Raw genomic sequence first — 23,083 nt, 5'->3', positions numbered from 1 at the left:
AAGCTCAGAATCGGACTGAGCGGGTGGCCAGAAGCTATCTGCACAACGTTAGGTGAGCGGGGCTGATGATTAGTTCAATGGTTGTGAGCGTGGGGTGATGTCGGCTGAAGTCGTAAGCGTTTCCGGGAATTCGGGCGCAGTTTCTGGCGGATCGAACCGAGGGGCGACGTAGTGCGTCATTCAAGCTGATATCATCCATACCGTCCAAGCCGAGCCAGTCGCCATGAATCGTCGCAAAAAAATCAATCAACTCTTGAAAGCCAACGCCAAGAAAGCCAGCGCCAAACTGGCACCGCGCAAGAAGTCTACCTACGTCAGTAAGGCAGACCGGGCGAAGCTTGCGGCTGAAGCCGGGCAGGAGTCTGTCGTTTCTTCCGAGAGCTGAGCCATAAGCCTTGAACGTATCGGATTAACTGGGTTCGATCAGTGGGCAGACACTCATTGATCCTCGAGTCGTTTCTCCATGATGATCGTGCGTTCAGCGCCATGAAATTCGTCGCGGATTTTTTGATAGCCCAGCGTGATGTAGAACGCCTCTGCGGTAATCGATGAGGGCACGCGCAAAGCCTGGATTCCAGCATTGGCGGCAGTAGCGTGAATGACGCTCATCAACTGCCGACCGACTCCGCGACTCTGATACGCAGGATCGACAAAAACACTTCTGACTACCGGGCCGTCGAGGCTTGCAGTACCGATGATCTGTTCGTCGTACACAGCGACGAACACCTTGCGCTTGTCGAGCATTGAGCTGACGGCTTCAGGCGCAAAGCTCTGCTCGACCTCTGCGATAACCTCAGGCGGGTAATCCTGTGCGTTTGAACTGCGCAGAGCCGCGATCACTACACGGCTAATCGCTGCCGCGTCCTCGACTGTGGCGGGGCGAATCTGACACCGCATATCGATAGCCTCGTACTTTGGTCATCACAGCGTAGCCTGCCGTCATGCGCTTCCTCAAACGTTTACAGCTTCGCTGCTCATGTCCTGCTGCCGTCGACTTCCGTTCCTCATGTCGAACGTTGTGCGCTGCGTATTAAGCACCCGCGAATGTCGCTACACTCGCCACCTCCCAAGGATGTAAGGATCTGTGATGCCGCTCCCTGCCTGGCCGCTTCGACGCATTCTCGTCACTTGGTTGTACGCCGCAGCAATGGCGCATGTTCTGGGTGCCATCGTGTTCACATGGGCGGGTTTTGCCGGGTGGCTCGACGGCTATCTGCTCACACTTGAGCAGGCATTCTGGACCGAGGCGGCACCTGCTGCGGCGCGGGCGCAGCAGACCTGGTGGGCGGCGCTGTTCGGCGCGACGTTGCAGACCTATTCGCTGTACATGCTGGCGCTCGTGCACCTTGGCAATCGTCTGAAAAGTCACCTGCCCTGGGGTTGGCTGATGGCCGGCCTGTTGCTCTGGGCACCTCAGGACATCGCGATTTCCTTGCGGGCTGATGTCTGGTCGCACGTCTGGCTGGATGGGGCCGCGCTGCTGGCTCTCTTGCCGCCTCTGTTCTGGCTGTATCGCCATGACCGTGCCCGAGCCGATTGAATCTGCATTCTGTACTGAGCAATATGAGTCAAGGTTGATTGGGGTCGATCATTCAAAACGAAAAAAGCCCGCACATCCATTGAGGTGTGCGGGCTTTCTGCAGTCAGGGCTGTCGATCAGATCATGCGAAACCCTTTGAACGGATTCCAGCCCTGCTCACCTTTGACCTCTTTGAGGTAGTAGGCATAGTTGGTCGTCATCGCATACATCAGCGAACCTGCGACATTCATGCCGGTGCCCATCGCCTGGGAAAGTTCCAGTCCGAAAATGGCCAGCAAAACGTTCAGTACGATATTGATCCCGATCAGGATGCCCAGCAGGGCGAGGTTTTTCTTCCACAGGCCGAGTACAAAGAGATAGATCGGTCCGAAGAAAAAGGCGATGAAGTTCATCTGCATCAACATTTTCTTTCCAAAACCCGGAAGGGCCTTGAAGGCGATGTTGAAGCTCGGATCCTTCGGCGCGCCATGTGCGTCGAAGAAGTCGAAGCGTTCCTGCCATTTGGCGCTGTATTTTCGTTTTGGTTGTACGTGGTCTGTGGTGTTCATGCCTGAGCTCCTTTGGTCCTGGATGTATTTTTTTGATGTAACGATTCAGACGGCTTTTTCCGTAACTCTGCCATGAGGTCGATTTCAGGGATTCACATCATTCACGCGCAATACGGATAATCGATTCAATACACGCAGTACGTAACCCTCTTTGATCATCTGGCCGTGATGTCCATCACAGAAACGTTCACCCCGGGAGCAATAAGTCAGGAAGGTCTGAATATCTGCCAGGTTTGCCTGTGCAATGTACTCGGGGCTCTCAAGCTTGTCGTAAGGGCGATGGTTGGGGTAGTGGGTGTCGCACCAGCAGTCCTTGGCCACTGCTTTGAAAAAGTCATGCACAACATCGAAGTAAGTGGGCCAGTACTGACCCTCTTTGTAGACGTGTGTCTCGATTGCAATGCCGTTCGGATAGAGCCTGGGCAGGTAAGACAGCAACTCGTCGATGTCTTCGGGACCTGGAATCGGTTCGCTGGGCAGGCGTGTTTCAACAGAAGGATGCATCAGAAGCGGCAGAGGTTTAATGGGGAAACGGTGCGAGACATAAAGATCAAATGCCCAGACTTGACCTTCGGTCAGACGCTGATCTTTATAGTGGTGAACGTCCTTCTGGTATTTCAGGAATGCTTCGGAGTCAATGCCGTCGGCGAATAACGACGCGATGGCTGCAGACTGCATGAGCCAGTAGATGTCGGGCGAGTGTTCGCCCGCCCTGGAGGTGGCGAGATCCAGTGCTCTTGAGTACAACGCGTTTGCCAGCATGCGTCCTTCTTCACGCTGCGACTCGCTTTGCTCCAGCGGTTCGGCTTTGTCCGCGTGTTCTACCCCGGCGATGTAGGCGTGATAACGCGCAAGTAACGGCGCGTCCCTGTCGGTCAGGGGCGGGCAGGTTGGTGGAGAAACCAGCAGAGGTTTTTGTTCCTGAAGGCGTGATGTTTTTTCATCAGATTCGGGGTGAATATCTGGCTGCTGTGTCACCGCTTTTTGGCCGAGCCAGGACTTCAATCGATGCAGAAGTTTCATCACGGGAAAACATCCATGGTTTCCCGGCAGGGTTCTTCATGCCGGGTCAAGTTATGCGAGCACTTTTTACCTTCCGCCAGGGGCCATAAGCCGATACTTCCTTGCACAAACTACACCTTGGGAGGCAAGCAGTCGCGGCCGAATCTTCGGCCTTCAAGGCACCATCGGCAACAAAAAGCGACCGATCACTGGCAGGTGGTCGGAGATCAGCAGCGTGTCGTCACGACGTACCCTGGCACTGACCCGTTTCACGCTTGGGCTGTAAAACAGGTAATCGACGGTTCGATCCGGTCCGCTCACGCGAGGATCGTTGGGGAAATAGGTCAGCCATTTGTTGCGATCGATGCCGCTGGCTTCGGCATTGGTCGGGATCATCGGGTGTCTGTCCCAAAGTCCATGCAGTTCGCTGTCGGCTGCGTAGCCAGTGCGTAGCGGTTCCGGCAGGCGTCGGTACTGGCCCAGTGGTAACAGGTTGAAGTCGCCGCCGATCAGCCACGGCGTGCCAGCGCCCTCGAATTTGTCCAGCAGGTCGCGTGTGGCGGCGATCTGTCTTTGTGCGGTGTCGCTGCTGGTTCGGGCGGCGGTCAGGTGAGTATTGATGACGGCGAGGTGGCCACCGTCGCGCAGCGGAATATAGCTGACCAGCAGTGCGTTTTTCGGCTGGAACTGGCGGCTGATGAAATTGGCATCCGGTATCGGCAGTTGCACGCGTTCGGCACGGTCGATCTGGAAACGGCTCAAGGTCGCCAGCTTGGTCCCGACGCCGCCCCAGATATGCGGGCTTGGCACAAACTCGGCGCGCCAGTAGAAGGCTTGAGAACTGCACGGATAGAGATCGACCACGCGCTCCTGAAGCAGGGCCAGTTGATCCTGATAGTCGGTGTTCTTGGCGTTGTCGTTCACTTCCTGCAGCAGGACGATATCGGGCTGTTCATCGCGGATGACGCGCGCCACTTCGTCGAGGTTGTATGCGAGGTCTTCGGGCGTCGGGCGTTCGTCCGGGCCGCTGCCGTCGGCCATGTCGTACCAGAAGACGTAGCGCTTGCCGGCCAGGTACTGAATGTTCCAGGTCATGACCTTCAGCGCCTGCCCAGGCACCAGCGGCTTTGCTGCCACTTCGGGATTGCAGCTGGTCTGTGCCGAATCACGTGCGGCCGGGCGCCAGGTCATCTGCTGAACGAGGATCAGCAGGAGGGCAGCCAGCAACAGGCCAAACAGTGTCAGGCGTAGCAGGAAGCGTTTCATCGGCTCGACCTGGAGCGCTTTGCGCTCGGTGAGGTTCGCGTTCGGCTCAGGCGGTGTGCTCCGGCTCGCTGATCAGCATGAACAGCCGGAACATCACGATGCTGGTGAACAGGTTCAGAAAGCTGCTGACGCTGTCGATGAGCAGCGACACCGGTGCACTTTGCGGTTCGGGCATCAGGTAAAGCCCCACGCCTTCGAGCAGCCACAACGGGATATAAACGCACAGCACGCAGACCATGATGCGTGTGAAATGCCCGGTGGTCATCAACATGCTTTCACGCATGGCCATGAAAGGGGTCAGCCTGCGCAGCACCAGCAGGTATTCGCTGAAGGCCAGCTTGATCATCACCCAGATGCCCGGCACGACCAGCAGCGACAGGCCGAACATGATCAGCAGCGTGCTCATGGCCGAGAGCACGGCAAAGGTCGGCCACAGGCGTAACGCCATGGCCAGCAGGTCGCGAGTTGCCGGTTCCTCGCCACGGGTGCGGGCGTCAAGAAACAGAATCAGGGCGGCGGTGTAGAGCGGATAGAAAAACAGCCCGATGACCAGGCTGTAGGCAGGTGACGCCTCGGCGGACATGGCACTGCCCAGGGCTTGCTTGGCCAGCGCTTCGAGCACCACCAAGGGCAGGCAGAGCATCAGGATGCTGCCCAGATTGCGCCGGAAGAAGTAGAGCGAATCCTGGATGACGGTCAACGGGTTCATAGTAGATCGCAGGCAAAAAAGCAGGCCGTCACTTTAGCCCATGGCCTGTGTCGATCCAAGCGCAGCGGCAGTCGCGGCAAGGCTTCCTTATCTTTTTTTTCATATTGTTGAACCGCTGCCGAGCAGCCCCATTACTGATTCAGATACCGGCATTCCGCCGGAGGATGATTGATAACGGCAATCCGCGAGGTCGCCATGAACCAAGAAGAGCAAACCCTGATCGACGGTCTTTTCTCGAAACTGAAAACTGCCGAAACAACGTCCGCCCCGCGAGACACGGGGGCCGAGACGCTGATCAAGGAGCACTTGAACCGCCAGCCCGCTGCGCCTTATTACATGACGCAGGCGATTCTGGTGCAGGAAGCGGCCGTCAATCAGCTGAATCAGCAGATTAAGCAGCGTGACGAGCAGATCCAGCAATTGCAGGCCGAACTTCAGCAGGCGAAGAGTCAAACCTCTTCGGCGCCTGCCAGCGGCGGGTTTTTATCGAACATTTTTGGCAGCAGCGCACCGCGAGCGCCACAGTCGCCACCGGCTGCGTCGGGCGGTGGCTGGCGTGACGGGGCAGGTTTCAATCCGGCGCCCGCGCCGCAGGCCGGCTATGGCGCGGCGCCTGCTGCTCCCGTCGGCAGTGGTTTTCTGGGCGGTGCCCTGAAAACAGCGGCCGGTGTGGCAGGTGGTGTGATGCTGGCCGAAGGCATCAGCAGCCTGTTCAGCCATCACAATCAGCCGCAGGAAATCGTCGAAGTCATCCACGATGCGCCCGTTCAGGATCAGTTTTCCAACAACGATCAAGGCAACTGGAATCAGCCGGACCCGCAATACACGGCCGACGACAACTATAACGACGATGGCGGGATGTTCTCGGACGACGATGATTCGTTTGTTTGAGGGCGGCTGGTTCGCCTGAGCGAGATAATCTGATCGTGCCCATGCTCCGCGCTCATCGTTATACACAAGTCCGCCTCGACACTGATCGTGCCCATCGCTCCGCGTGGGCATGCCTCCCGTGACGCTCCGCGTCACAAATGGCACAGACTGGGGATTCGGTGAGCCGAGCGCATGACGTGGATAACGCCCTCGAATGTGGCACACATCTGCGCCACATTCGAGAGCGGACGCGGAGCGTCCTGGGAGGCATTCCCACGCAGAGCGTTGGAACGATCATCATCGTATTCCTTCAAGAGGACTTGTGTATAACGATGAGCGCAGAGCGTGGGAACGATCACTGTGTGTCTGATCGTGCCCATACTCTGAGTGGGCAGGCTGACCAATCGATCCCTCAATTCCCGGCTCAAGCTGGCATACTGGACGCCGATCCACGTTCCGGATCGCTGTAACCGCAGGGGCCAGCCTGCGTCATGAGGAATTGCGGTGAAGAAGATCGCGGTGTTCGCCGATGTGCAGAACCTCTATTACACCGTGCGCCAGGCGCATGGCTGTCATTTCAATTACGCCGCTTTGTGGGCGGACATCAGCAAGCGTGGCGAGATCGTCCATGCCTTTGCGTATGCCATCGACCGGGGCGACAGCAAGCAGCAGCAGTTCCAGCAGATCCTTCGCAATCTGGGCTTCACTGTGCGGCTCAAACCGTACATCCAGCGCAGCGACGGTTCAGCAAAAGGGGACTGGGATGTGGGCATTACCATCGATATCATGGACTTCGCGCCGCAGGTCGATGAAGTGGTGCTGGCGTCGGGTGATGGCGATTTCGACATGCTGCTCGAACGCATCATCAGCAAACATGGCGTAGAAGCGGTGGCCTATGGCGTGCCGGGGCTGACTGCCAATTCGCTGATCCGCGCCGCCAGTCGTTACGTGCCCATCGAAGGCGCGTTGTTGTTGAAATGAATTCAAGGGTTGGACCAACGTGTTGGAACGTATTGCAGTCATCGACTTTGAAACCACCGGAATCTCGCCTGGCCACAGTTGCCGTGCGACCGAGATTGCCGTGGTCATCATGGAACAGGGGCGTATCGTCGATCGCTACCAGAGCCTGATGAATGCCGGTGTGCGCATCCCCGCGTTCATCGAAGGGCTGACTGGTATAAGCAATAACATGATTCGCACCGCGCCCAGTGCCGAGCGGGTGATGGGCGATGTGTGCGATTTCGTCGGTTCGACGCCGCTGGTGGCGCACAACGCCTCGTTCGACCAGAAGTTCTGGGACTACGAGCTGTCGCGTATCGAGCGCACGCGTGAACAGAGCTTTGCCTGTTCTATGCTGCTCGCCCGACGTCTGATGCCGGGCGCGCCCAATCACAAGCTCGGCACCCTGACCCATTACGCCCGCCTGCCCAATACCGGCAAGGCTCACCGGGCCATGGCCGATGCCGAGATGGCGGCCAACCTGACGGCCTATCTGACTAACGAGCTGCGTCAGAAACACGGCCTGGCGGGTGTCTCCCATCAGTTGCTGTGCTCGCTGCAGAAAGTCCCGGCGGCGAAGATCGGTGAAGCCATCAAGCGTCAGCGCGGGCTTTGAGCGTTTTTCGCTCCTTGCTGCTTTCCTGTCTGCCCTGAGGCACCAGATGGCCTGACGGCAGGCTTCGCTCCACGGCTGTCGACAGCACAATCGATGTCTTACTGAAGCCGAACTGCGCGATGCGGTTGATCAGGTCTTCCAGATGGGGCATCGAATCCACGGCAGCGCGCATGATCACGCAGGGGTCGCCGGTCACCCGGTGGCACTGGATCAACTCCGGTATTTTCCAAAGATCGTCATATGCCTGCTGATTGCCATGACTACCCATGCGCAGTTCGATGATGCATTGAATCGGCAAGCCCACCTTCGACAGATCGACTTTCGCCTCATACCCGGTGATGACCCCGCTGGCTTCCAGCTTGGCGACACGCTCGGCAACGGCGGGTGCCGAAAGGTTGACCAGCTTCGCCAGTTGAGCGAACGAGGCGCGGCCGTTTTGCAGCAGCGCGTCGAGCAGAATCCGATCGTATTTGTCCAGGATCATTGCAGTCTCCGGTGGCGTTTGTGCTGTTTTTGAAAACCAAGGTAAAACCGCCAAACAAGCGTCGAATCGTAAGTTTGACGGGCGGTTAAAAAGGTTTGTCTGCTTAATATTCGCGGTTTGCCTTCATACAATAAGCTCACCATAACAATGATTTTCGAGCCTGAACATGCCGCAGTCCGTTCGTTTTTCGCCGTTGCTCATCGGTGCCTTTCTGGCCCTGTATCTGATCTGGGGCTCTACCTATCTGGTCATTCGGATCGGCGTCGAGTCCTGGCCGCCGTTGATGATGGCCGGTATCCGGTTTCTGATTGCCGGGTCCCTGATGTATGGATTTCTGCGCTTTCGCGGCGTGCCGGCACCGACCTGGGCCGAGTGGAAAGGCGCGGCGGTGATCGGTTTTCTGTTACTGACCTGCGGAAACGGCGGTGTGACGCTGGCCGAGCATGCCGGCGTGGCGTCTGGGATCGCCGCGTTGTCAGTCGCGACCATGCCGCTGTTTACCCTGCTGTTCGGCCTGTTCTGGGGTAATCGCACCACCAACCTGGAATGGGCCGGCATCATTCTGGGCCTGATCGGCATTGGTCTGCTGAATATGGGCTCGAACCTGCAAGCCAGCCCTTATGGCGCCGCGCTGGTTATTTTCGCTGCAGCGGCCTGGGCATTCGGTTCGGTGCTGAGCAAGCACCTGACCTTGCCCAAAGGGCCTATGGCCAGTGGTGCGGAAATGCTGGTTGCGGGCGCGACGTTGCTGATCGGCAGTTTTTTGAGTGGCGAACGTCTGGAACAGATGCCGACAGCGGCGGGTTGGGGCGCGCTGCTGTACCTGGTGGTGTTCGGTTCTATCGTCGCGTTCAGTGCCTACATGTACCTGCTCAAGAACGTGCGTCCGGCGGCGGCAACCAGTTATGCCTACGTCAACCCTGCGGTAGCGGTGTTGCTGGGTGTCGTGTTCGCGGGCGAAACGATCGGTCTGCCCGAGTGCCTGGCGATGGTGGTGATCATCAGCGGCGTGGTGCTGATCGGCTTGCCGCAATGGCGCAGGCCGCCCCCTCAGGAAACCGTCTCAGCGCGTACAAGCTAACCGATGCGGGCCGGACAGGGTAAACTGCGCGCCTTGCGCTGATTTTTCCTACGGTACTCCCATGACATTCGCCTCTCTCGGCCTGATCGAACCCTTGCTGCGCGCGCTTGATGCGCTTGGCTACCAGACTCCGACCCCTGTGCAGGCACAGGCGATTCCTCCGGTTCTGGCTGGCCGTGACCTGATGGCGGCCGCCCAGACCGGCACCGGCAAGACCGCAGGTTTTGCGCTGCCGCTGTTGCAGCGTCTGACGATGGAAGGGCCGAAAGTTGCCCCCAACACCATTCGTGCGCTGGTGCTGGCACCGACCCGCGAACTGGCCGAACAGGTTCACGAAAGCATTCGTCAGTATGCCGAGCACCTGCCGTTGAGCACTTACGCGGTCTACGGCGGGGTGAGCATCAACCCGCAGATGATGAAACTGCGCAAAGGCGTTGACGTGCTGGTCGCCACGCCCGGTCGCCTGCTCGACCTGCATCGCCAGAACGCGGTCAAGTTCTCGCAATTGCAGACCCTGATCCTCGACGAAGCCGACCGCATGCTGGACCTGGGCTTTGCCGAGGAACTGCGTGGGATCTACGCCGCGCTGCCGAAGCGTCGCCAGACCTTGCTGTTTTCCGCGACGTTCTCCGATCCGATCCGCCTGCTGGCCTCGCAGATGCTGGATGACCCACTGACCATCGAAGTCAGCCCGCGCAACGTGGCGGCGGCATCGGTCAAGCAGTGGGTCGTGACGGTGGATAAAAAGCGCAAGGCCGACCTGTTCATCCATCTGATGAAAAAGCATCGCTGGGGTCAGGTGCTGGTGTTCGCCAAGACCCGCGTAGGCGTCGATCAACTGGTGGACCGCCTGCAGGCGCTGGGTCTGAACGCAGACGGCATTCATGGCGACAAGCCTCAGGCAACCCGTCAGCGTGCGCTGGACCGTTTCAAGAGCAATGAAGTGAAGATTCTGGTGGCGACCGATGTGGCGGCGCGTGGGTTGGACATTGACGACCTGCCGACCGTGGTCAACCTCGACCTGCCGATTGTGGCCGAAGACTACATCCACCGTATCGGTCGTACTGGCCGTGCAGGCCTGACCGGCGAGGCGATTTCGCTGGTGTGCGCCGATGAAGTCGAGCTGCTGTCGGCCATCGAAGTGCTGACCCGTCAGACCCTGGAGCGTCGTGAAGAACAGGATTTCGAACCAGAGCACCGCGTGCCGAGCACCGATGCCAGCGGACAGATCCTCAAGAAACCCAAGAAGCCGAAAAAGCCCAAGGTCTCGGGCAGCAAGCGTAATCTGGGCAAGTGGGTCGACAGCGGCGATTCCGAGCCGGCACCGGCAGTCAAACCTGTGCGCAAGGTCCCGGTTTTCAACACCGGGCCGCGCAAGAAGAAGCCTTGAACCGCCATTGATGATTGATCGTTACCACGCTCCTGCGCTCATCTTTATACGCAAATCGCGATGAGCATCTGGAGCGGGCGCGATTTCGGTCGTAGGAGCGGACTTGTCCGCGAAAGATGGTACATCCGACAAAGATCCAGCGTCTGAAACGCTGTATTCGCGGACAAGTCCGCTCCCACTTTCGGGCACCGCGTTCCTTCAGGTCGATTTGTGTATAACGACGAGCGCTCCGCGTGGTAACGCCGCCCAGGACGCTCCGCGTCCGCTCTCGAATGCGGTGCAGAGCGTCCAGAGCACTTCAGTCGATCAATGATGCTCGCGAGTGGCGCGGAATTTCACGTCGGGCCAGCGCTCTTCCATCAGCGCCAGATTCACGCGGGTAGGGGCCAGGTAGGTGAGGTGACCACCACCGTCCAGCGCCAGGTTTTCCACGGCCTTGTTTTCAAACTCTTCGAGCTTCTTCTTGTCGGCGCATTCGATCCAGCGGGCTGACCACACGGTGATCGGCTCGTAGGCGCATTCGACCTTGTACTCTTCCTTCAGGCGGCTGGCGACCACGTCAAACTGCAGCACACCAACGGCGCCGAGAATGATGTCGTTGCTGCGCTGCGGGAAGAACACCTGCGTGGCGCCTTCTTCGGCCAATTGCTGCAGACCCTGGCGCAACTGCTTGGACTTGAGCGGATCCTTCAGACGCACGCGACGGAACAGCTCGGGTGCGAAGTGTGGAATACCCGTGAAACCCAGACCTTCGCCTTCGGTGAAGGTGTCGCCGATCTGGATGGTGCCGTGGTTGTGCAGGCCGATGATATCGCCTGCGTAGGCCTCTTCCAGCTGCTCGCGTTCCGAGGAGAAGAAGGTCAGGGCATCACCGATCCGCACGTCCTTGCCCAGACGCACATGGCGCATTTTCATGCCCTTGTCGTAGCGGCCCGAACAGATACGCATGAACGCGATACGGTCGCGGTGCTTGGGGTCCATGTTCGCCTGGATCTTGAACACGAAGCCGCTGAATTTCTCTTCTTCCGGCTCCACGGTGCGCTCGTTGGCGACGCGGGCCAGCGGCATTGGCGCCCAATTGACCACGGCATCGAGCACGTGATCGACACCGAAGTTGCCCAGCGCGGTCCCGAAGAACACCGGCGTCAGCTGACCGTCGATGAACTCCTGCTGGTTGAATTCGTGGCAGGCGCCCTGCACCAGCTCCAGTTGCTCGACGAAGCGGTCGTACTCGTCACCCAGGTGGGCGCGGGCTTCGTCGGAGTCCAGGTTCTGGATGATCTTGGTTTCGGTGCGCTCATGCCCGTGACCGGCGGTGTAGACGATGATGTAGTCATCGGCCAGGTGATACACACCCTTGAAGTCACGGTAGCAACCGATCGGCCAGGTGATAGGCGCCGCCTTGATCTTGAGGACGGCTTCGATCTCGTCCAGCAGTTCGATCGGGTCGCGGATGTCGCGGTCCAGCTTGTTGATGAAGCTGACAATCGGCGTGTCGCGCAGACGGCAGACGTCCATCAGGGCGATGGTGCGTGGCTCGACACCTTTACCGCCGTCCAGAACCATCAGGGCCGAGTCGACCGCCGTCAGGGTGCGGTAGGTGTCTTCCGAGAAGTCTTCGTGGCCCGGGGTGTCCAGCAGGTTGATCATGTGATCGCGATACGGGAACTGCATGACGGAGGTCGTGATGGAGATGCCGCGCTGTTTCTCCATTTCCATCCAGTCGGATGTGGCGTGACGGTCGGATTTACGCGATTTGACCGTACCCGCGACGGAAATGGCCTTGCCCATCAGAAGCAGCTTTTCCGTGATGGTGGTTTTACCGGCGTCCGGGTGGGAAATAATGGCGAAAGTGCGGCGTTTCGCGACTTCGGCGGCCTGTTGGGTCATGGGAAATCGCCTGGAATGGGATTGAAAAAGGGCGCAGATTATAGCTCAACTCCGGGCAATAACCGAGCCGTTCAGTCAATCGGGGATGGCCAGTTAATGTCTCATGTGGGAACCTTTCGGGTCTTGGAGACGTCCATTCCCCCGTCAAGGCCAGTACCGAGGCCAACTTCAGGGGCTGATTCATCAGCATGTTGGCTTGACGAAGCTGCGCTCATGGCTTGTGTTATCGCCGAGGTCACACCCTCTATGGCGACCCACCCGCTGCTCTTCGCGAACGTTATTGCTGGCGCCCCGCACGGTCGCCCAGGCAAACGCGTTCGCCGACTGAAATAAGGAGTCCGCCCGTGGCAAATCGCTATGGCAAGGGGCTATTGGGAGGCGCGGTTGTTATCGCGCTCCTGGCCCTGCTGATCCACTGGATCGGCATTAGTACCATCACGCAATACCAGGATGACCTGCTGTTCTATCTCCAGGCTCACCTGCTGCTGGTTCTGTTTTCGATGCTCGCGGCCCTGGTGGTCGGTATTCCGGCAGGCATTGCCCTCAGCCGACCCAGCATGGTTGGCCGTGCTGAACGCTTCATGCAGATCTTCAACATCGGCAACACCGTCCCACCTCTCGCCGTTCTGGCCATTGCCCTCGGGATTCTCGGGATCGGCAGCGGACCCGCCATCTTCGCGCTGTTCCTCGCCTCGCTGTTGCCCATTGTGCGCAACACCTACGAAGGCTTGAAGAACGTGCAGGGCTCACTCAAGGAAGCCGCCGTCGGCATCGGCATGACGCAACGTCAGGTGCTGTGGCGTGTCGAACTGCCCAATGCCGTGCCGATCATCATCGGTGGTGTGCGGGTTGCGCTGGCGATCAACGTCGGTACTGCGCCGCTGGCCTTTCTCATCGGCGCCAACAGCCTGGGCAGCCTGATCTTCCCGGGCATCGCCCTGAACAATCAGCCGCAACTGGTGCTGGGCGCTGCCTGTACCGCTCTGCTGGCGTTGCTGCTCGACGGTCTGGTGATCATTGCCAGCCGCCTGTGGCTTGAACGCGGCCTGACTCGCTGAGCGAAGGAAATACCATGAAGAAGTTATGTTTGTTTTTAGGCTTTGCCCTGCTGTTCCCGGCACTGTCCCAGGCGGCTGAACAACCGCTGCTGCGCGTCGGCGCACGCGTGTTCACCGAGCAGACGCTGCTGGCCGAACTGACGGCGCAATACCTGCGTACCAAGAACTACAACGTGCAGATCACCGGTGGTCTGGGCAGCAACCTGGCGCGCAGCGCTCAGGAAAGCGGCCAGTTGGACCTGTTGTGGGAATACACCGGCGTCTCGCTGGTGGCCTATAACCACATCGACGAGAAACTCGACAGCGAGCAGACCTACGCCCGCGTGAAGGAAGTCGATGCGAAGAAAGGCCTGGTCTGGCTTTCGCCGTCGAAGTTCAACAACACCTACGCACTGGCACTGCCGCAGAAGGTTGCGGACAAGTATCCACAGGTCAACACCATGAGCGACCTGACCAAGGTGCTCAAGGATGAAGCCAAAGAGGGTCATGTCGTAGCGCTGGACACCGAGTTCGCCAACCGTTCCGACGGTCTGGTGGGGATGGTCAAGCATTACGACATGAATCTCGGTCGTGAAAACACCCGGCAGATGGACGCGGGTCTGGTCTACACCGCGCTGCGTAATGGTCAGGTGTTTGCCGGTCTGGTCTACACCACCGACGGCCGCCTGAACGCGTTCAAACTCAAGGTGCTGGAAGACGACAAGCGCTATTTCCCGGACTACACCGCTGCGCCGGTGATTCGTCAGGAGTATCTGGATGCGCATCCGGAGATCGCCACGCTGCTCAAGCCGCTGGCTGAGCTTCTGGACAACCAGACCATGATCGACCTCAACGCCCGCGTCGATGTCGGCCATGAAAGCCCATCCTCGGTTGCCGCAGATTTCCTGCGTCAGCATCCCCTGAATTAAGGAAGGAGACGATATGAGTTTCTTGAGCGCCTTCTCCCATCTGGATTGGGCTCAGGTCCTGCAACTGACCTGGCAGCACATCACGCTGGTCGGCATTGCGGTGACCCTGGCCATCCTTATCGGTGTGCCGCTGGGCGTACTGATGACGCGCTTCCCGGTGCTGGCCGGTCCCCTGCAGGCCAGCGCGACCGTGCTGCTGACCGTGCCGTCGATTGCCCTGTTCGGCCTGCTGCTGCCGTTCTACTCCAAGTTCGGTCAGGGCCTTGGCCCGATGCCGGCCATCACTGCCGTGTTCCTCTATTCCCTGTTGCCGATCATGCGCAATACCTACCTGGCCCTGACGGGTGTTGAACCGGGTATTCGCGAAGCCGCCAAGGGCATTGGCATGACCTTCGGCCAGCGCCTGCGCATGGTCGAGCTGCCGATTGCCGTGCCCGTCATCCTCGCCGGTGTACGCACCGCCGTGGTGATGAATATCGGTGTCATGACCATCGCCGCGACCATCGGTGCCGGTGGTCTGGGTGTACTCATTCTCGCTTCAATCAGCCGCAGCGATATGTCGATGCTGATCGTCGGCGCGGTACTGGTCAGCATTCTGGCCATCATCGCCGACCTGCTCCTGCAATGGCTGCAACGCACGCTGACTCCAAAAGGACTCCTCAAATGATCGAACTCCAGAACCTCTCCAAGACTTTCCAGAGCAACGGCAAAGAAGTGAAGGCTGTCGACTCGGTCAGCCTCACCGTCAACGAAGGCGAGATCTGCGTTTTCCTCGGTCCGTCGGGCTGCGGCAAGAGCACCACGCTGAAAATGATCAACCGCCTGATCATGCCGACTTCCGGCAAGGTGTTGATCAACGGTGAAGACACCACGGACCTGGACGAAGTGACCCTGCGTCGCAACATCGGTTACGTGATCCAGCAGATCGGCCTGTTCCCGAACATGACCATCGAAGAAAACATCGTGGTCGTGCCCAAGCTCTTGGGCTGGGACAAGCAGCGCTGCCATGATCGTGCCCGCGAACTGATGAGCATGATCAAGCTGGAACCCAAGCAGTACCTGCATCGCTACCCGCGTGAACTGTCCGGTGGCCAACAGCAGCGTATCGGTGTGATCCGTGCACTGGCGGCCGACGCGCCGTTGTTGCTGATGGACGAACCGTTCGGTGCGGTCGACCCGATCAACCGCGAGATGATCCAGAACGAATTCTTCGAGATGCAGCGCGCGCTGAACAAGACCGTGATCATGGTCAGCCACGACATCGACGAAGCGATCAAACTGGGCGACAAGATCGCGATCTTCCGTGGCGGCAAGCTGCTGCAGATCGATCACCCGGACACCTTGCTGGCGCACCCTGCAGACGAGTTTGTCAGCAGCTTCGTCGGCCAGGACAGCACCTTGAAGCGCCTGCTGCTGGTCAAGGCCGAAGACGCTGCCGACAACGCACCATCGGTCAGCCCGGAAACCCCGGTGGCCGATGCGCTGGAAGTGATGGACGAAAACGACCGTCGTTACATCGTCGTGACCGACAGCGAAAACAAGGCAATGGGCTACGTCCGCCGTCGCGACCTGCACCGTCAGCAGGGCACCTGCGCCCAGTTCCTGCGCGAATTCAACGGCACGGCCGCGTACGACGAGCACTTGCGTATCCTGCTGTCGCGCATGTACGAGTTCAACCGCTCGTGGCTGCCGGTGCTGGATGCCGAGAACGTGTTCCTGGGTGAAGTGACCCAGGAGTCGATCGCGGCTTACCTGAGTTCGGGTCGTTCGCGTGGCATGAAGACCAGCATTGTGTCGCCGGCTGAAATTGCAGCGGCTGAAGTGCAAAGCTGATGATGAAAGCCCTGCGCTCAATGCGCAGGGCTTTTACTTCTGGACGCATTGATTTACGCCGCAGTCGAGGGGGAGATTCATGAACTATGTCTGATGTTATCGGTGGGCAGGAATGTTTTAGGGGTGTACGGCCTGAAAATTTTGCCCATCAAGCCACGGTTTTTATGGATCACAATTTTTTTAACGGATTCGTCAATTGAACCAATAGGTACGTTTTTCCTCCGAGGGTGCTCAAAGGCACTGACTTGCCCCGAAAAACCTTTCACAGGTTTGCCTGTGATACCCGAAAGTTTTGCAAGAAAGCTCAACTCGGCATCCGCTAAGGCACACGATAGCAACCTGATGTTGCGATACCTGCCAAGGCGGACATCATGCTCATAAAGTAAAGCCAGCAGCCTGTCTGAATTCAACGGTTTTGCGTCCGATACAATGTAAGAAAAGCTTCTGCCGCCCTGATCAATCGGCTCACGTGCTACGCCGCCATGAGCCATTATGTTTAAACGAAGCTTTCCTTTGTAGGTGTCTTCGAAAGTGTCTATGCCGATCGCTATTGAGCGAAAGTTTGTTATTGGTTTTGAGATTGTTCCCAAGGTCAAAGGGCCTGCCGATGACGTTGAAAGTCGGTCCAGTGCCGTTGCCAGGAATTGCCAAGACCGTCCATTTGGGTCTGACCGGTTCACAGGGTCGCCACTGCAATAGGCATAAGCATTAAGCCCGCCCTCTGCGAAAGGGCTTAGTGAGTCAGGGCTATGAAAACGCATCAATACCGGATTGAACACCCGCCGACCGTTGCCCAGAGCATAGTGTCCGGTCGCCGGGTCAGGCCTTTCTCCGCTGAAACCGAGGATGGAAAAAGGGCTTTCCCGTAAAGCAGGATGGCCGTAAGGCGTATAAACGGCGTTGTCTTGATGGGACTTACCCTGCGCGGCCAGTACCGAGCGTTGTACGTTGGTGGCGAGCGCGTACATTTCCAGGTGGCCATTATCATGACGCTGCTCAGCCAGCAACTGTTGCTCGTATTGCAGGATCGAACGCTGCACATTGCCCTGAAGTTCGGTCGTCAGGCGGTCGTTCTGATAGAACCGTTGAATACGGGTCTGTGTCGAGAGCCCACTGCTGGCCAAGCGATCCAGCGGATCGTAGCGATAGCGATATGAGAGTCCAGTGCAATCTTTCATCGCCGCTTGCTCCTGAGCATGTCTGGGTCTGAGCAATAGCGTTGCGTTTTCAAATGCGTCTGCCTACTCGTATTTTTGCTAGCAGGGCAACAGATGACGCGAGCATAGGGCTGGGGCCAGGCGAAACTCTGCGTCTTTTGACGTCTCTAAATCAACGGGGATTACCCTCGCCAAGGAACATCAGCCTGTCACATCGGTCCGTTACACAGGAGGCCAGTGCAGCGGCCGCGACGAACGCGTGTAAAAACGCGACATTTTTTGTTGATCTCAGCCCCCTCACGCCCTAAAGTTCGCGCCGAACGTCCATGCTGGAAACGATCCATCCGGCTCAAGTACTGACGACGAGACAGCAAGGCCAGGAAGGCAAGCCCTTCAGTGGCCTTTTTGCTTTCGGCGACATGCCTTGGGAAGTAGGCGAACCAAAGTGGGGATACGGAGGACGTTCATTTGCACCCATTTACCAATTCCGTTTGCCAGACAGGAGTTCCAGCAGCATGACGATCAATGTCGAAGACTACTACGCAGCCGAAACCTTCAAGAAAATGAAGGCGTTCGCTGACAAGCAAGAAACACCTTTCGTGGTCATTGATACCAACATCATCAGCAAGGCCTACGATGACCTGCGCGCAGGCTTCGATTTCGCCAAGGTCTACTACGCCGTCAAGGCCAACCCTGCAGTCGAAATCATTGAGCTGCTGAAGAACAAGGGTTCGAGCTTCGACATCGCGTCGATCTACGAGCTGGACAAGGTCATGAGCTGCGGCGTGACCCCGGATCGCATGAGCTACGGCAACACCATCAAGAAGTCCAAGGACATCCGCTACTTCTACGAGAAGGGCGTGCGCCTGTTCGCCACCGACTCCGAAGCCGACCTGCGCAACATCGCCAAGGCAGCACCGGGCTCGAAAGTCTATGTCCGTATCCTGACCGAAGGTTCGACCACGGCTGACTGGCCTCTGTCGCGCAAATTCGGCTGCCAGACCGACATGGCCATGGACCTGCTGATCCTGGCCCGTGACCTGGGTCTGGTGCCTTACGGCATCTCGTTCCACGTAGGTTCCCAGCAGCGCGACATCAGCGTCTGGGACGCCGCGATTGCCAAGGTCAAAGTGATCTTCGAGCGTCTGAAAGAAGAAGACGGCATCGTGCTCAAGCTGATCAACATGGGTGGTGGCTTCCCGGCCAACTACATCACCCGTACCAACAGCCTGGAAACCTATGCCGAGGAAATCATCCGCTTCCTGAAGGAAGACTTCGGTGACGACCTGCCGGAAATCATCCTGGAGCCAGGCCGTTCGCTGATCTCCAACGCCGGTATTCTGGTCAGCGAAGTGGTACTGGTTGCGCGCAAGTCGCGTACTGCCGTCGAGCGTTGGGTTTATACCGATGTGGGCAAGTTCTCCGGCCTGATCGAAACCATGGACGAAGCCATCAAGTTTCCGATCTGGACCGAGAAAAAGGGCGAGATGGAAGAAGTGGTCATCGCCGGTCCTACCTGCGACAGCGCCGACATCATGTACGAGAACTACAAGTACGGCCTGCCGCTGAACCTGGCCATCGGTGACCGCATGTACTGGTTGTCGACCGGTGCGTACACCACCAGCTACAGCGCAGTGGAATTCAACGGCTTCCCGCCATTGAAGGCTTTCTACCTGTAAGCACGTTGCCGATTGGTCTGCCTGAGGTGCTCCGCGCTTCAGGCAGGCCGGGCAGAGAAGTCACGCAACGCCATCTGGTCCGATTCGTCACCGATGGCGGCGGCGCGCTGAAAGTAATCAGTGGCCATGCGTTGAATGTCCGGATGCGTCGCATCAAGCAGGACCTTGCGTCCCACCCTCAGAAAATTCAGATTCCCTCCCGCCAGCGCCTTTTTCAGCCAGCCCAGCGCCTGTTCGATATCCCCGCTTTCTGCCAGCACGGTTGCATGACTGAACTGACCGCGAAAATCCCCGCCTTCTGCCGAGCGTCTGTAGCACTCGTGCGCCGCTGACAGGTCACGGTGCCCCGTAACACCTTCTTCCAGATAACGCCCCAACAGGTTCATCGACTTGGCGTGCCCCAGAGTGGCGGCCTTGCGATAGCAGTCCATGGCCTGTCGGTGATCCTGCTCGACACCACGCCCTGTTGCGAGCAGGTTGCCCAGATTGTAGAGCCCCCAATCCAGTCCCTGTTCGGCAGCCAGCCGGTAATGCAGCGCCGCCTGGAGCAGATCCGGCGTACAGCCCCAGCCATGTTCGAAGCAGCGCCCTAGCATGTTGCGGGCCATCGAATGGCCCTGGTTGGCGGCGATTCCGAACCAGGTTATGGCCAGCGCCTGATCACGCTGAATGCCGCTGCCGTCGAGCAGGATCTGGCCCAACAGCGCGTGCGCCTCGACGTTGCCCTGGGCAGCGGCGGCGAGAATCGCCTTGGCTGCCTGCGCCGGGCTTTCTTCGAGCATCGCTCTTAGATCGTCGATGTTCAGCCATTCCTTGCGGGCAAGGTTCCAGCTCATGGTCAGACCTCGACCCAGCGGCGCAGCAGGTTGTGATAGGTGCCGGTCAACTGGATCAGCGAAGGGTGATCGGGCACCTCCAGGGTGAGCTGCTGGATAGCGGTGTCCATCTCGAAAAGCAGGGCACGCTGACTGTCCTCGCGCACCAGACTCTGGGTCCAGAAGAACGAGGCGTAACGTGCACCGCGTGTCACAGCGTTGACCTTGTGCAGGCTGGTGGCCGGGTAGATCAGCAGGTCGCCGGCGGGCAGTTTGATCTGCCTTGTACCGAAGGTGTCCTGAATCTCGAGTTCGCCACCGTCGTAATCGTCGGGATCACTGAAAAACAGCGTGGACGAAATATCGGTGCGCACGCGCTCGGCACCACCCGGTGGCTGACGTACCGCATTGTCGATGTGGAAGTCGAAGTTGCCACCTTCCCGGTAGCAGTTGAACAGCGGCGGGAAAATCCTGTGGGGCAGGGCTGCAGACATGAACAGTGGATTGCGCCACAACCGCTCCAGCAGTGCTGCACCGATTTCCCTCGCCAATGGATGCGCTTCCGGCAACTGCAGGTTGTGCTTGGCCTTGGCCGACTGAAATCCGGCAGTGATTTTTCCATCCGCCCAGTCGGTCTGCTCCAAAGCTTCACGGATGCGGGCGACTTCGTCGCGATCAAAAACACCAGGAATGTGAAGGAGCATGAGAGCACCGAAAAGGTAGAAGATTGCGAATGGTAGTGATTCCCATTGCGGCTGTATATGGCTGTATGAAGCTGAATCGAATCTTCTGTGAAAGCTTTGTGAAGAGGATGTGCAGAAATAATATATTTTCGTAAATGTTAATGTATCTCAATTGCTACCGATACGTGTTTGCACTATATTCCGCCGCCTCGACTGCCTTGGGGGAGGATTTACAATGTCACGTCAAACACTGTCGCTTCATGCGGGTTCGCAACGCTCGATTGCTTCTGCGGTCGGGGTCGCCATCGCGGCGATGTCTGCTGCTCACATGGTTCACGCCGCTGAGAACACAGACGAAAAGGCCTTGTCGCTGGGGGCGACGAACATCAACGGTGAACAGGCTGATGCCTCTTACAAGTCCGAAGATTCGGCCTCGAAGAAGTACACGGCGCCGCTGCGCGACACGCCGAAAAGCGTCACCGTCATCCCTCAGCAGGTCATCCGTGACACCGGTGCGACCACGCTGACCGAAGCGTTGCGCACCACGCCGGGCATTACCTTTGGCGCAGGCGAGGGCGGCAATCCCGCTGCTGACCGGCCAATCATTCGTGGCTTCAACGCTGAAAGTGACGTGTTCGTCGACGGCATGCGTGATGTGGCGGCCCAGTCCCGCGAGATCTTCAACATTGAATCGGTCGAGGTCAGTAAAGGCCCTGGCTCTGCATTCACAGGTGCGGGTTCCACCGGTGGCAGCCTGAACCTGATCACCAAGGGCGCGCATCTGGGCAACGCCTACAACGGCGGTTACACCTTTGGCTCCGACCAGACCCAGCGCTACACGCTGGACGTCAACCAGCAGATGACCGACACCTCGGCGTTTCGCCTGAACCTCATGAAGCACGATGCCAATGTCGCCGGGCGCGACAACGTCGAGACCAGCCGCTGGGGCGTGGCGCCTTCGTTTGCGTTCGGTCTGGGCACCGACACCCGCATCAAGGTGGATTACTACCACCTTGAAACCGACGACATGCCTGACTACGGCATCCCGCTGACGTCTACGCCGGGCCGCAGCAAGTACATCGTCGACAAGCCGGCCAGTGTCGACAAGAGCAACTTCTACGGCCTGACCGGTCGCGACTACCGCAAGAGCAGCAACGACAGCGGCACTGTGCGCATCGAGCACGACCTGAACGACAGCGTGACGCTCTCCAACAGTTTCCGCATGTCGCGTTCGACGCTGGATTATGTGGTCACCAACCCGGATGACAGCCGAGGCAACGTCGCCAATGGCAGCGTGTCGCGTTCGGCCAAAAGCCGTAACTCGACGTCCAGCGGTTTCGTCAACCAGACTGACCTGACCAGCAAGTTCGACACCGGCTTCATCAGCCACAGTCTGGTGACCGGCGTCGAGTTCTCCTATCAGGACACGCATAACCGTCCTTACACAATCACCAATGCCAATGGCAGCGCGATTGCCAGCACCTGCTCGGCGGTGTTGTTCAGGTCCGGCGACTGCACCAGCCTTGCGGATCCTTCGCCGAAGGATGCCTGGAACGGGCGGATCTCCGACAGCCTCGCCTACACCGATACCGACACCAAGACCAGCGCTGCCTACGTGTTCGACACCCTGACCCTCAATGAGCAGTGGTCGGTGAACATGGGCCTGCGCTACGACCACTACGACACGCGCTCCAGCGGTTTTGCGACGGCACGTGGCGCAACGCCTGCGGCCAACTTCGATCGCCAGAAGACCACCCAGCTCTGGAATTACCAGTTGGGCGTCGTCTACAAGCCTGCGCCGAACGGCAGCGTTTACGCCGCGCTGTCCACGTCCAGCAACCCGTCCGGTGAAACCAGCGGCAACGGTGGCCTTGAACTGGCGGCCAACAACGCCGACCTCGATCCGGAAAAGAACCGCAACTACGAGCTGGGCACCAAGTGGGATTTCTTCGGTGACGACCTGTCGCTGACCGCTGCCCTGTTCCGCACCGACAAGACCAACGCGCGGATCACTGACCCGGACAACACCACCTTTCAGGTACTCGACGGCGAGCAGCGCGTTCAGGGTGTGGAATTCACCTACGCGGGCAATCTGACCAGTCGCTGGAAAGTGTATGGCGGTTATACCTACATGGAGAGTGAACTGGTCAAGACCACGCTGGCGGCGGACGAGGGCAATCACATGCCCAACACGCCACGCAACAGCTTCAACCTGTGGTCCACGTATCAGTTGATACCCAAACTGACCGTAGGCGGTGGCGCGACCTATGTCGATTCCCGTTTCGGCAACGAAGCCAATTCGGTCGAAGTCCCGTCCTACTGGCGTTACGATGCAATGGCCACGTACGCATTAACGAAAAACGTCGACCTGCAGCTCAACGTCCAGAACCTGACCGACAAGCGTTACTTCGATCAAGTGTTCCAGACCCACTACGCGCACGTCGCCGCTGGCCGCACCGCTTTGATGAGCGCCAACTTCCACTTCTAGGAAGCGGTGCAAGGCAGACCCCGCTTATTTCGGTAGGCGGGGTTTTTCTGTATAAGGCCGCAGCGCC

Annotated in this window: 23 protein-coding genes; 13 read left to right on the top strand and 10 right to left on the bottom strand. The window is 58.6% G+C overall.

Going from position 1 to position 23,083, the window contains the following annotated elements:
- Positions 1-223: 223 nt before the first annotated feature.
- Positions 224-385 (top strand): DUF2986 domain-containing protein, encoded by a 162-nt coding sequence (locus QRN20_RS16065; protein WP_004885007.1) that lies wholly within the window; start codon positions 224-226, stop codon positions 383-385.
- 53 nt (positions 386-438) lie between these two features.
- Here QRN20_RS16065 and QRN20_RS16060 read toward each other — a convergent pair whose 3' ends face one another.
- On the bottom strand, positions 439-897 hold the full coding sequence (locus QRN20_RS16060) for a GNAT family N-acetyltransferase (protein WP_096768227.1): 459 nt from the start codon (positions 895-897) through the stop codon (positions 439-441).
- A 190-nt stretch (positions 898-1,087) separates the two neighbouring features.
- Between QRN20_RS16060 and QRN20_RS16055 the strand changes: the two genes are divergently transcribed.
- A complete protein-coding gene (locus QRN20_RS16055; protein ID WP_096768228.1) occupies positions 1,088-1,540 on the top strand; it encodes a cell division protein in 453 nt (150 codons plus the stop codon).
- 116 nt (positions 1,541-1,656) lie between these two features.
- Here QRN20_RS16055 and QRN20_RS16050 read toward each other — a convergent pair whose 3' ends face one another.
- The 4 genes from QRN20_RS16050 to QRN20_RS16035 all read right to left on the bottom strand — a co-directional run bounded on the left by QRN20_RS16050 (position 1,657) and on the right by QRN20_RS16035 (position 5,065).
- The gene (locus QRN20_RS16050) at positions 1,657-2,088 is read right to left on the bottom strand and encodes a DUF2628 domain-containing protein (RefSeq protein ID WP_029244402.1); all 432 of its coding nucleotides are present in this window, start codon (positions 2,086-2,088) and stop codon (positions 1,657-1,659) included.
- 84 nt (positions 2,089-2,172) lie between these two features.
- Positions 2,173-3,114: a DUF6508 domain-containing protein gene (locus tag QRN20_RS16045; protein ID WP_163007971.1), complete on the bottom strand. Its 942-nt coding sequence runs from the start codon at positions 3,112-3,114 to the stop codon at positions 2,173-2,175.
- A gap of 150 nt (positions 3,115-3,264) precedes the next feature.
- On the bottom strand, positions 3,265-4,356 hold the full coding sequence (locus QRN20_RS16040; protein WP_285360782.1) for an endonuclease/exonuclease/phosphatase family protein: 1,092 nt from the start codon (positions 4,354-4,356) through the stop codon (positions 3,265-3,267).
- A gap of 46 nt (positions 4,357-4,402) precedes the next feature.
- Positions 4,403-5,065, bottom strand: a complete 663-nt coding sequence (locus QRN20_RS16035) for a YciC family protein (RefSeq protein ID WP_122412288.1) — start codon at positions 5,063-5,065, stop codon at positions 4,403-4,405.
- Positions 5,066-5,260: 195 nt separating this feature from the next.
- On the opposite strand from QRN20_RS16035, the gene QRN20_RS16030 reads away from it, so the two are divergent.
- From QRN20_RS16030 to QRN20_RS16020, 3 genes are all read left to right on the top strand, one after another.
- Complete coding sequence (locus QRN20_RS16030) at positions 5,261-5,956, top strand: DUF2076 domain-containing protein (protein WP_057411175.1); 696 nt, start codon at positions 5,261-5,263, stop codon at positions 5,954-5,956.
- A gap of 483 nt (positions 5,957-6,439) precedes the next feature.
- Positions 6,440-6,916 (top strand): NYN domain-containing protein, encoded by a 477-nt coding sequence (locus QRN20_RS16025; protein WP_004887906.1) that lies wholly within the window; start codon positions 6,440-6,442, stop codon positions 6,914-6,916.
- Between the two features lie 22 nt (positions 6,917-6,938).
- Positions 6,939-7,550, top strand: a complete 612-nt coding sequence (locus QRN20_RS16020; protein ID WP_285360797.1) for a 3'-5' exonuclease — start codon at positions 6,939-6,941, stop codon at positions 7,548-7,550.
- Here QRN20_RS16020 and QRN20_RS16015 read toward each other — a convergent pair.
- Positions 7,528-8,034: an Lrp/AsnC family transcriptional regulator gene (locus QRN20_RS16015; protein WP_029244399.1), complete on the bottom strand. Its 507-nt coding sequence runs from the start codon at positions 8,032-8,034 to the stop codon at positions 7,528-7,530. The two genes, QRN20_RS16020 and QRN20_RS16015, sit on opposite strands and share 23 nt — an antisense overlap.
- A 166-nt stretch (positions 8,035-8,200) precedes the next feature.
- On the opposite strand from QRN20_RS16015, the gene yedA reads away from it, so the two are divergent.
- On the top strand, positions 8,201-9,115 hold the full coding sequence (gene yedA, locus QRN20_RS16010; RefSeq protein ID WP_122408052.1) for a drug/metabolite exporter YedA: 915 nt from the start codon (positions 8,201-8,203) through the stop codon (positions 9,113-9,115).
- A 61-nt stretch (positions 9,116-9,176) separates the two neighbouring features.
- Entirely contained in the window at positions 9,177-10,505 is a 1,329-nt protein-coding gene (gene rhlE1 / locus QRN20_RS16005; RefSeq protein ID WP_004887899.1) for an RNA helicase RhlE1, read from the top strand.
- A 306-nt stretch (positions 10,506-10,811) separates the two neighbouring features.
- On the opposite strand, the gene QRN20_RS16000 is transcribed toward rhlE1, so the two are convergent.
- Complete coding sequence (locus QRN20_RS16000; protein ID WP_024695419.1) at positions 10,812-12,395, bottom strand: peptide chain release factor 3; 1,584 nt, start codon at positions 12,393-12,395, stop codon at positions 10,812-10,814.
- A 344-nt stretch (positions 12,396-12,739) separates the two neighbouring features.
- On the opposite strand from QRN20_RS16000, the gene QRN20_RS15995 reads away from it, so the two are divergent.
- From QRN20_RS15995 to QRN20_RS15980, 4 genes are read left to right on the top strand one after another with little or no spacing between them, the layout of a single operon-like run.
- On the top strand, positions 12,740-13,453 hold the full coding sequence (locus QRN20_RS15995) for an ABC transporter permease (RefSeq protein ID WP_029244398.1): 714 nt from the start codon (positions 12,740-12,742) through the stop codon (positions 13,451-13,453).
- A gap of 14 nt (positions 13,454-13,467) precedes the next feature.
- A complete protein-coding gene (locus tag QRN20_RS15990; RefSeq protein WP_029244397.1) occupies positions 13,468-14,361 on the top strand; it encodes a glycine betaine ABC transporter substrate-binding protein in 894 nt (297 codons plus the stop codon).
- Between the two features lie 13 nt (positions 14,362-14,374).
- Complete coding sequence (locus QRN20_RS15985) at positions 14,375-15,028, top strand: ABC transporter permease (RefSeq protein ID WP_025994175.1); 654 nt, start codon at positions 14,375-14,377, stop codon at positions 15,026-15,028.
- Positions 15,025-16,194, top strand: coding sequence for an osmoprotectant ABC transporter ATP-binding protein OsmV (locus QRN20_RS15980; RefSeq protein WP_096768233.1), 1,170 nt, complete (start codon positions 15,025-15,027; stop codon positions 16,192-16,194). Before QRN20_RS15985 ends, QRN20_RS15980 begins: the two co-directional genes overlap by 4 nt.
- 77 nt (positions 16,195-16,271) lie before the next feature.
- On the opposite strand, the gene QRN20_RS15975 is transcribed toward QRN20_RS15980, so the two are convergent.
- Entirely contained in the window at positions 16,272-17,372 is a 1,101-nt protein-coding gene (locus QRN20_RS15975; RefSeq protein ID WP_122864047.1) for an RHS repeat-associated core domain-containing protein, read from the bottom strand.
- 494 nt (positions 17,373-17,866) lie between these two features.
- On the opposite strand from QRN20_RS15975, the gene QRN20_RS15970 reads away from it, so the two are divergent.
- Positions 17,867-19,030: a type III PLP-dependent enzyme gene (locus QRN20_RS15970; RefSeq protein WP_004887887.1), complete on the top strand. Its 1,164-nt coding sequence runs from the start codon at positions 17,867-17,869 to the stop codon at positions 19,028-19,030.
- A 38-nt stretch (positions 19,031-19,068) separates the two neighbouring features.
- Here QRN20_RS15970 and QRN20_RS15965 read toward each other — a convergent pair whose 3' ends face one another.
- Complete coding sequence (locus QRN20_RS15965) at positions 19,069-19,866, bottom strand: tetratricopeptide repeat protein (RefSeq protein WP_122864048.1); 798 nt, start codon at positions 19,864-19,866, stop codon at positions 19,069-19,071.
- Positions 19,867-19,868: 2 nt separating this feature from the next.
- Positions 19,869-20,549, bottom strand: a complete 681-nt coding sequence (locus QRN20_RS15960) for a Fe2+-dependent dioxygenase (RefSeq protein ID WP_029244392.1) — start codon at positions 20,547-20,549, stop codon at positions 19,869-19,871.
- A gap of 214 nt (positions 20,550-20,763) precedes the next feature.
- On the opposite strand from QRN20_RS15960, the gene QRN20_RS15955 reads away from it, so the two are divergent.
- Entirely contained in the window at positions 20,764-23,016 is a 2,253-nt protein-coding gene (locus tag QRN20_RS15955; RefSeq protein WP_122425772.1) for a TonB-dependent receptor, read from the top strand.
- Positions 23,017-23,083: the final 67 nt, after the last annotated feature.

Origin of the sequence: Pseudomonas sp. fls2-241-TYG-175 (assembly GCF_030209155.1) — a bacterium.
GTDB lineage: Bacteria > Pseudomonadota > Gammaproteobacteria > Pseudomonadales > Pseudomonadaceae > Aquipseudomonas > Aquipseudomonas viridiflava.
This window is presented reverse-complemented; position numbering and strand designations above follow the sequence as displayed.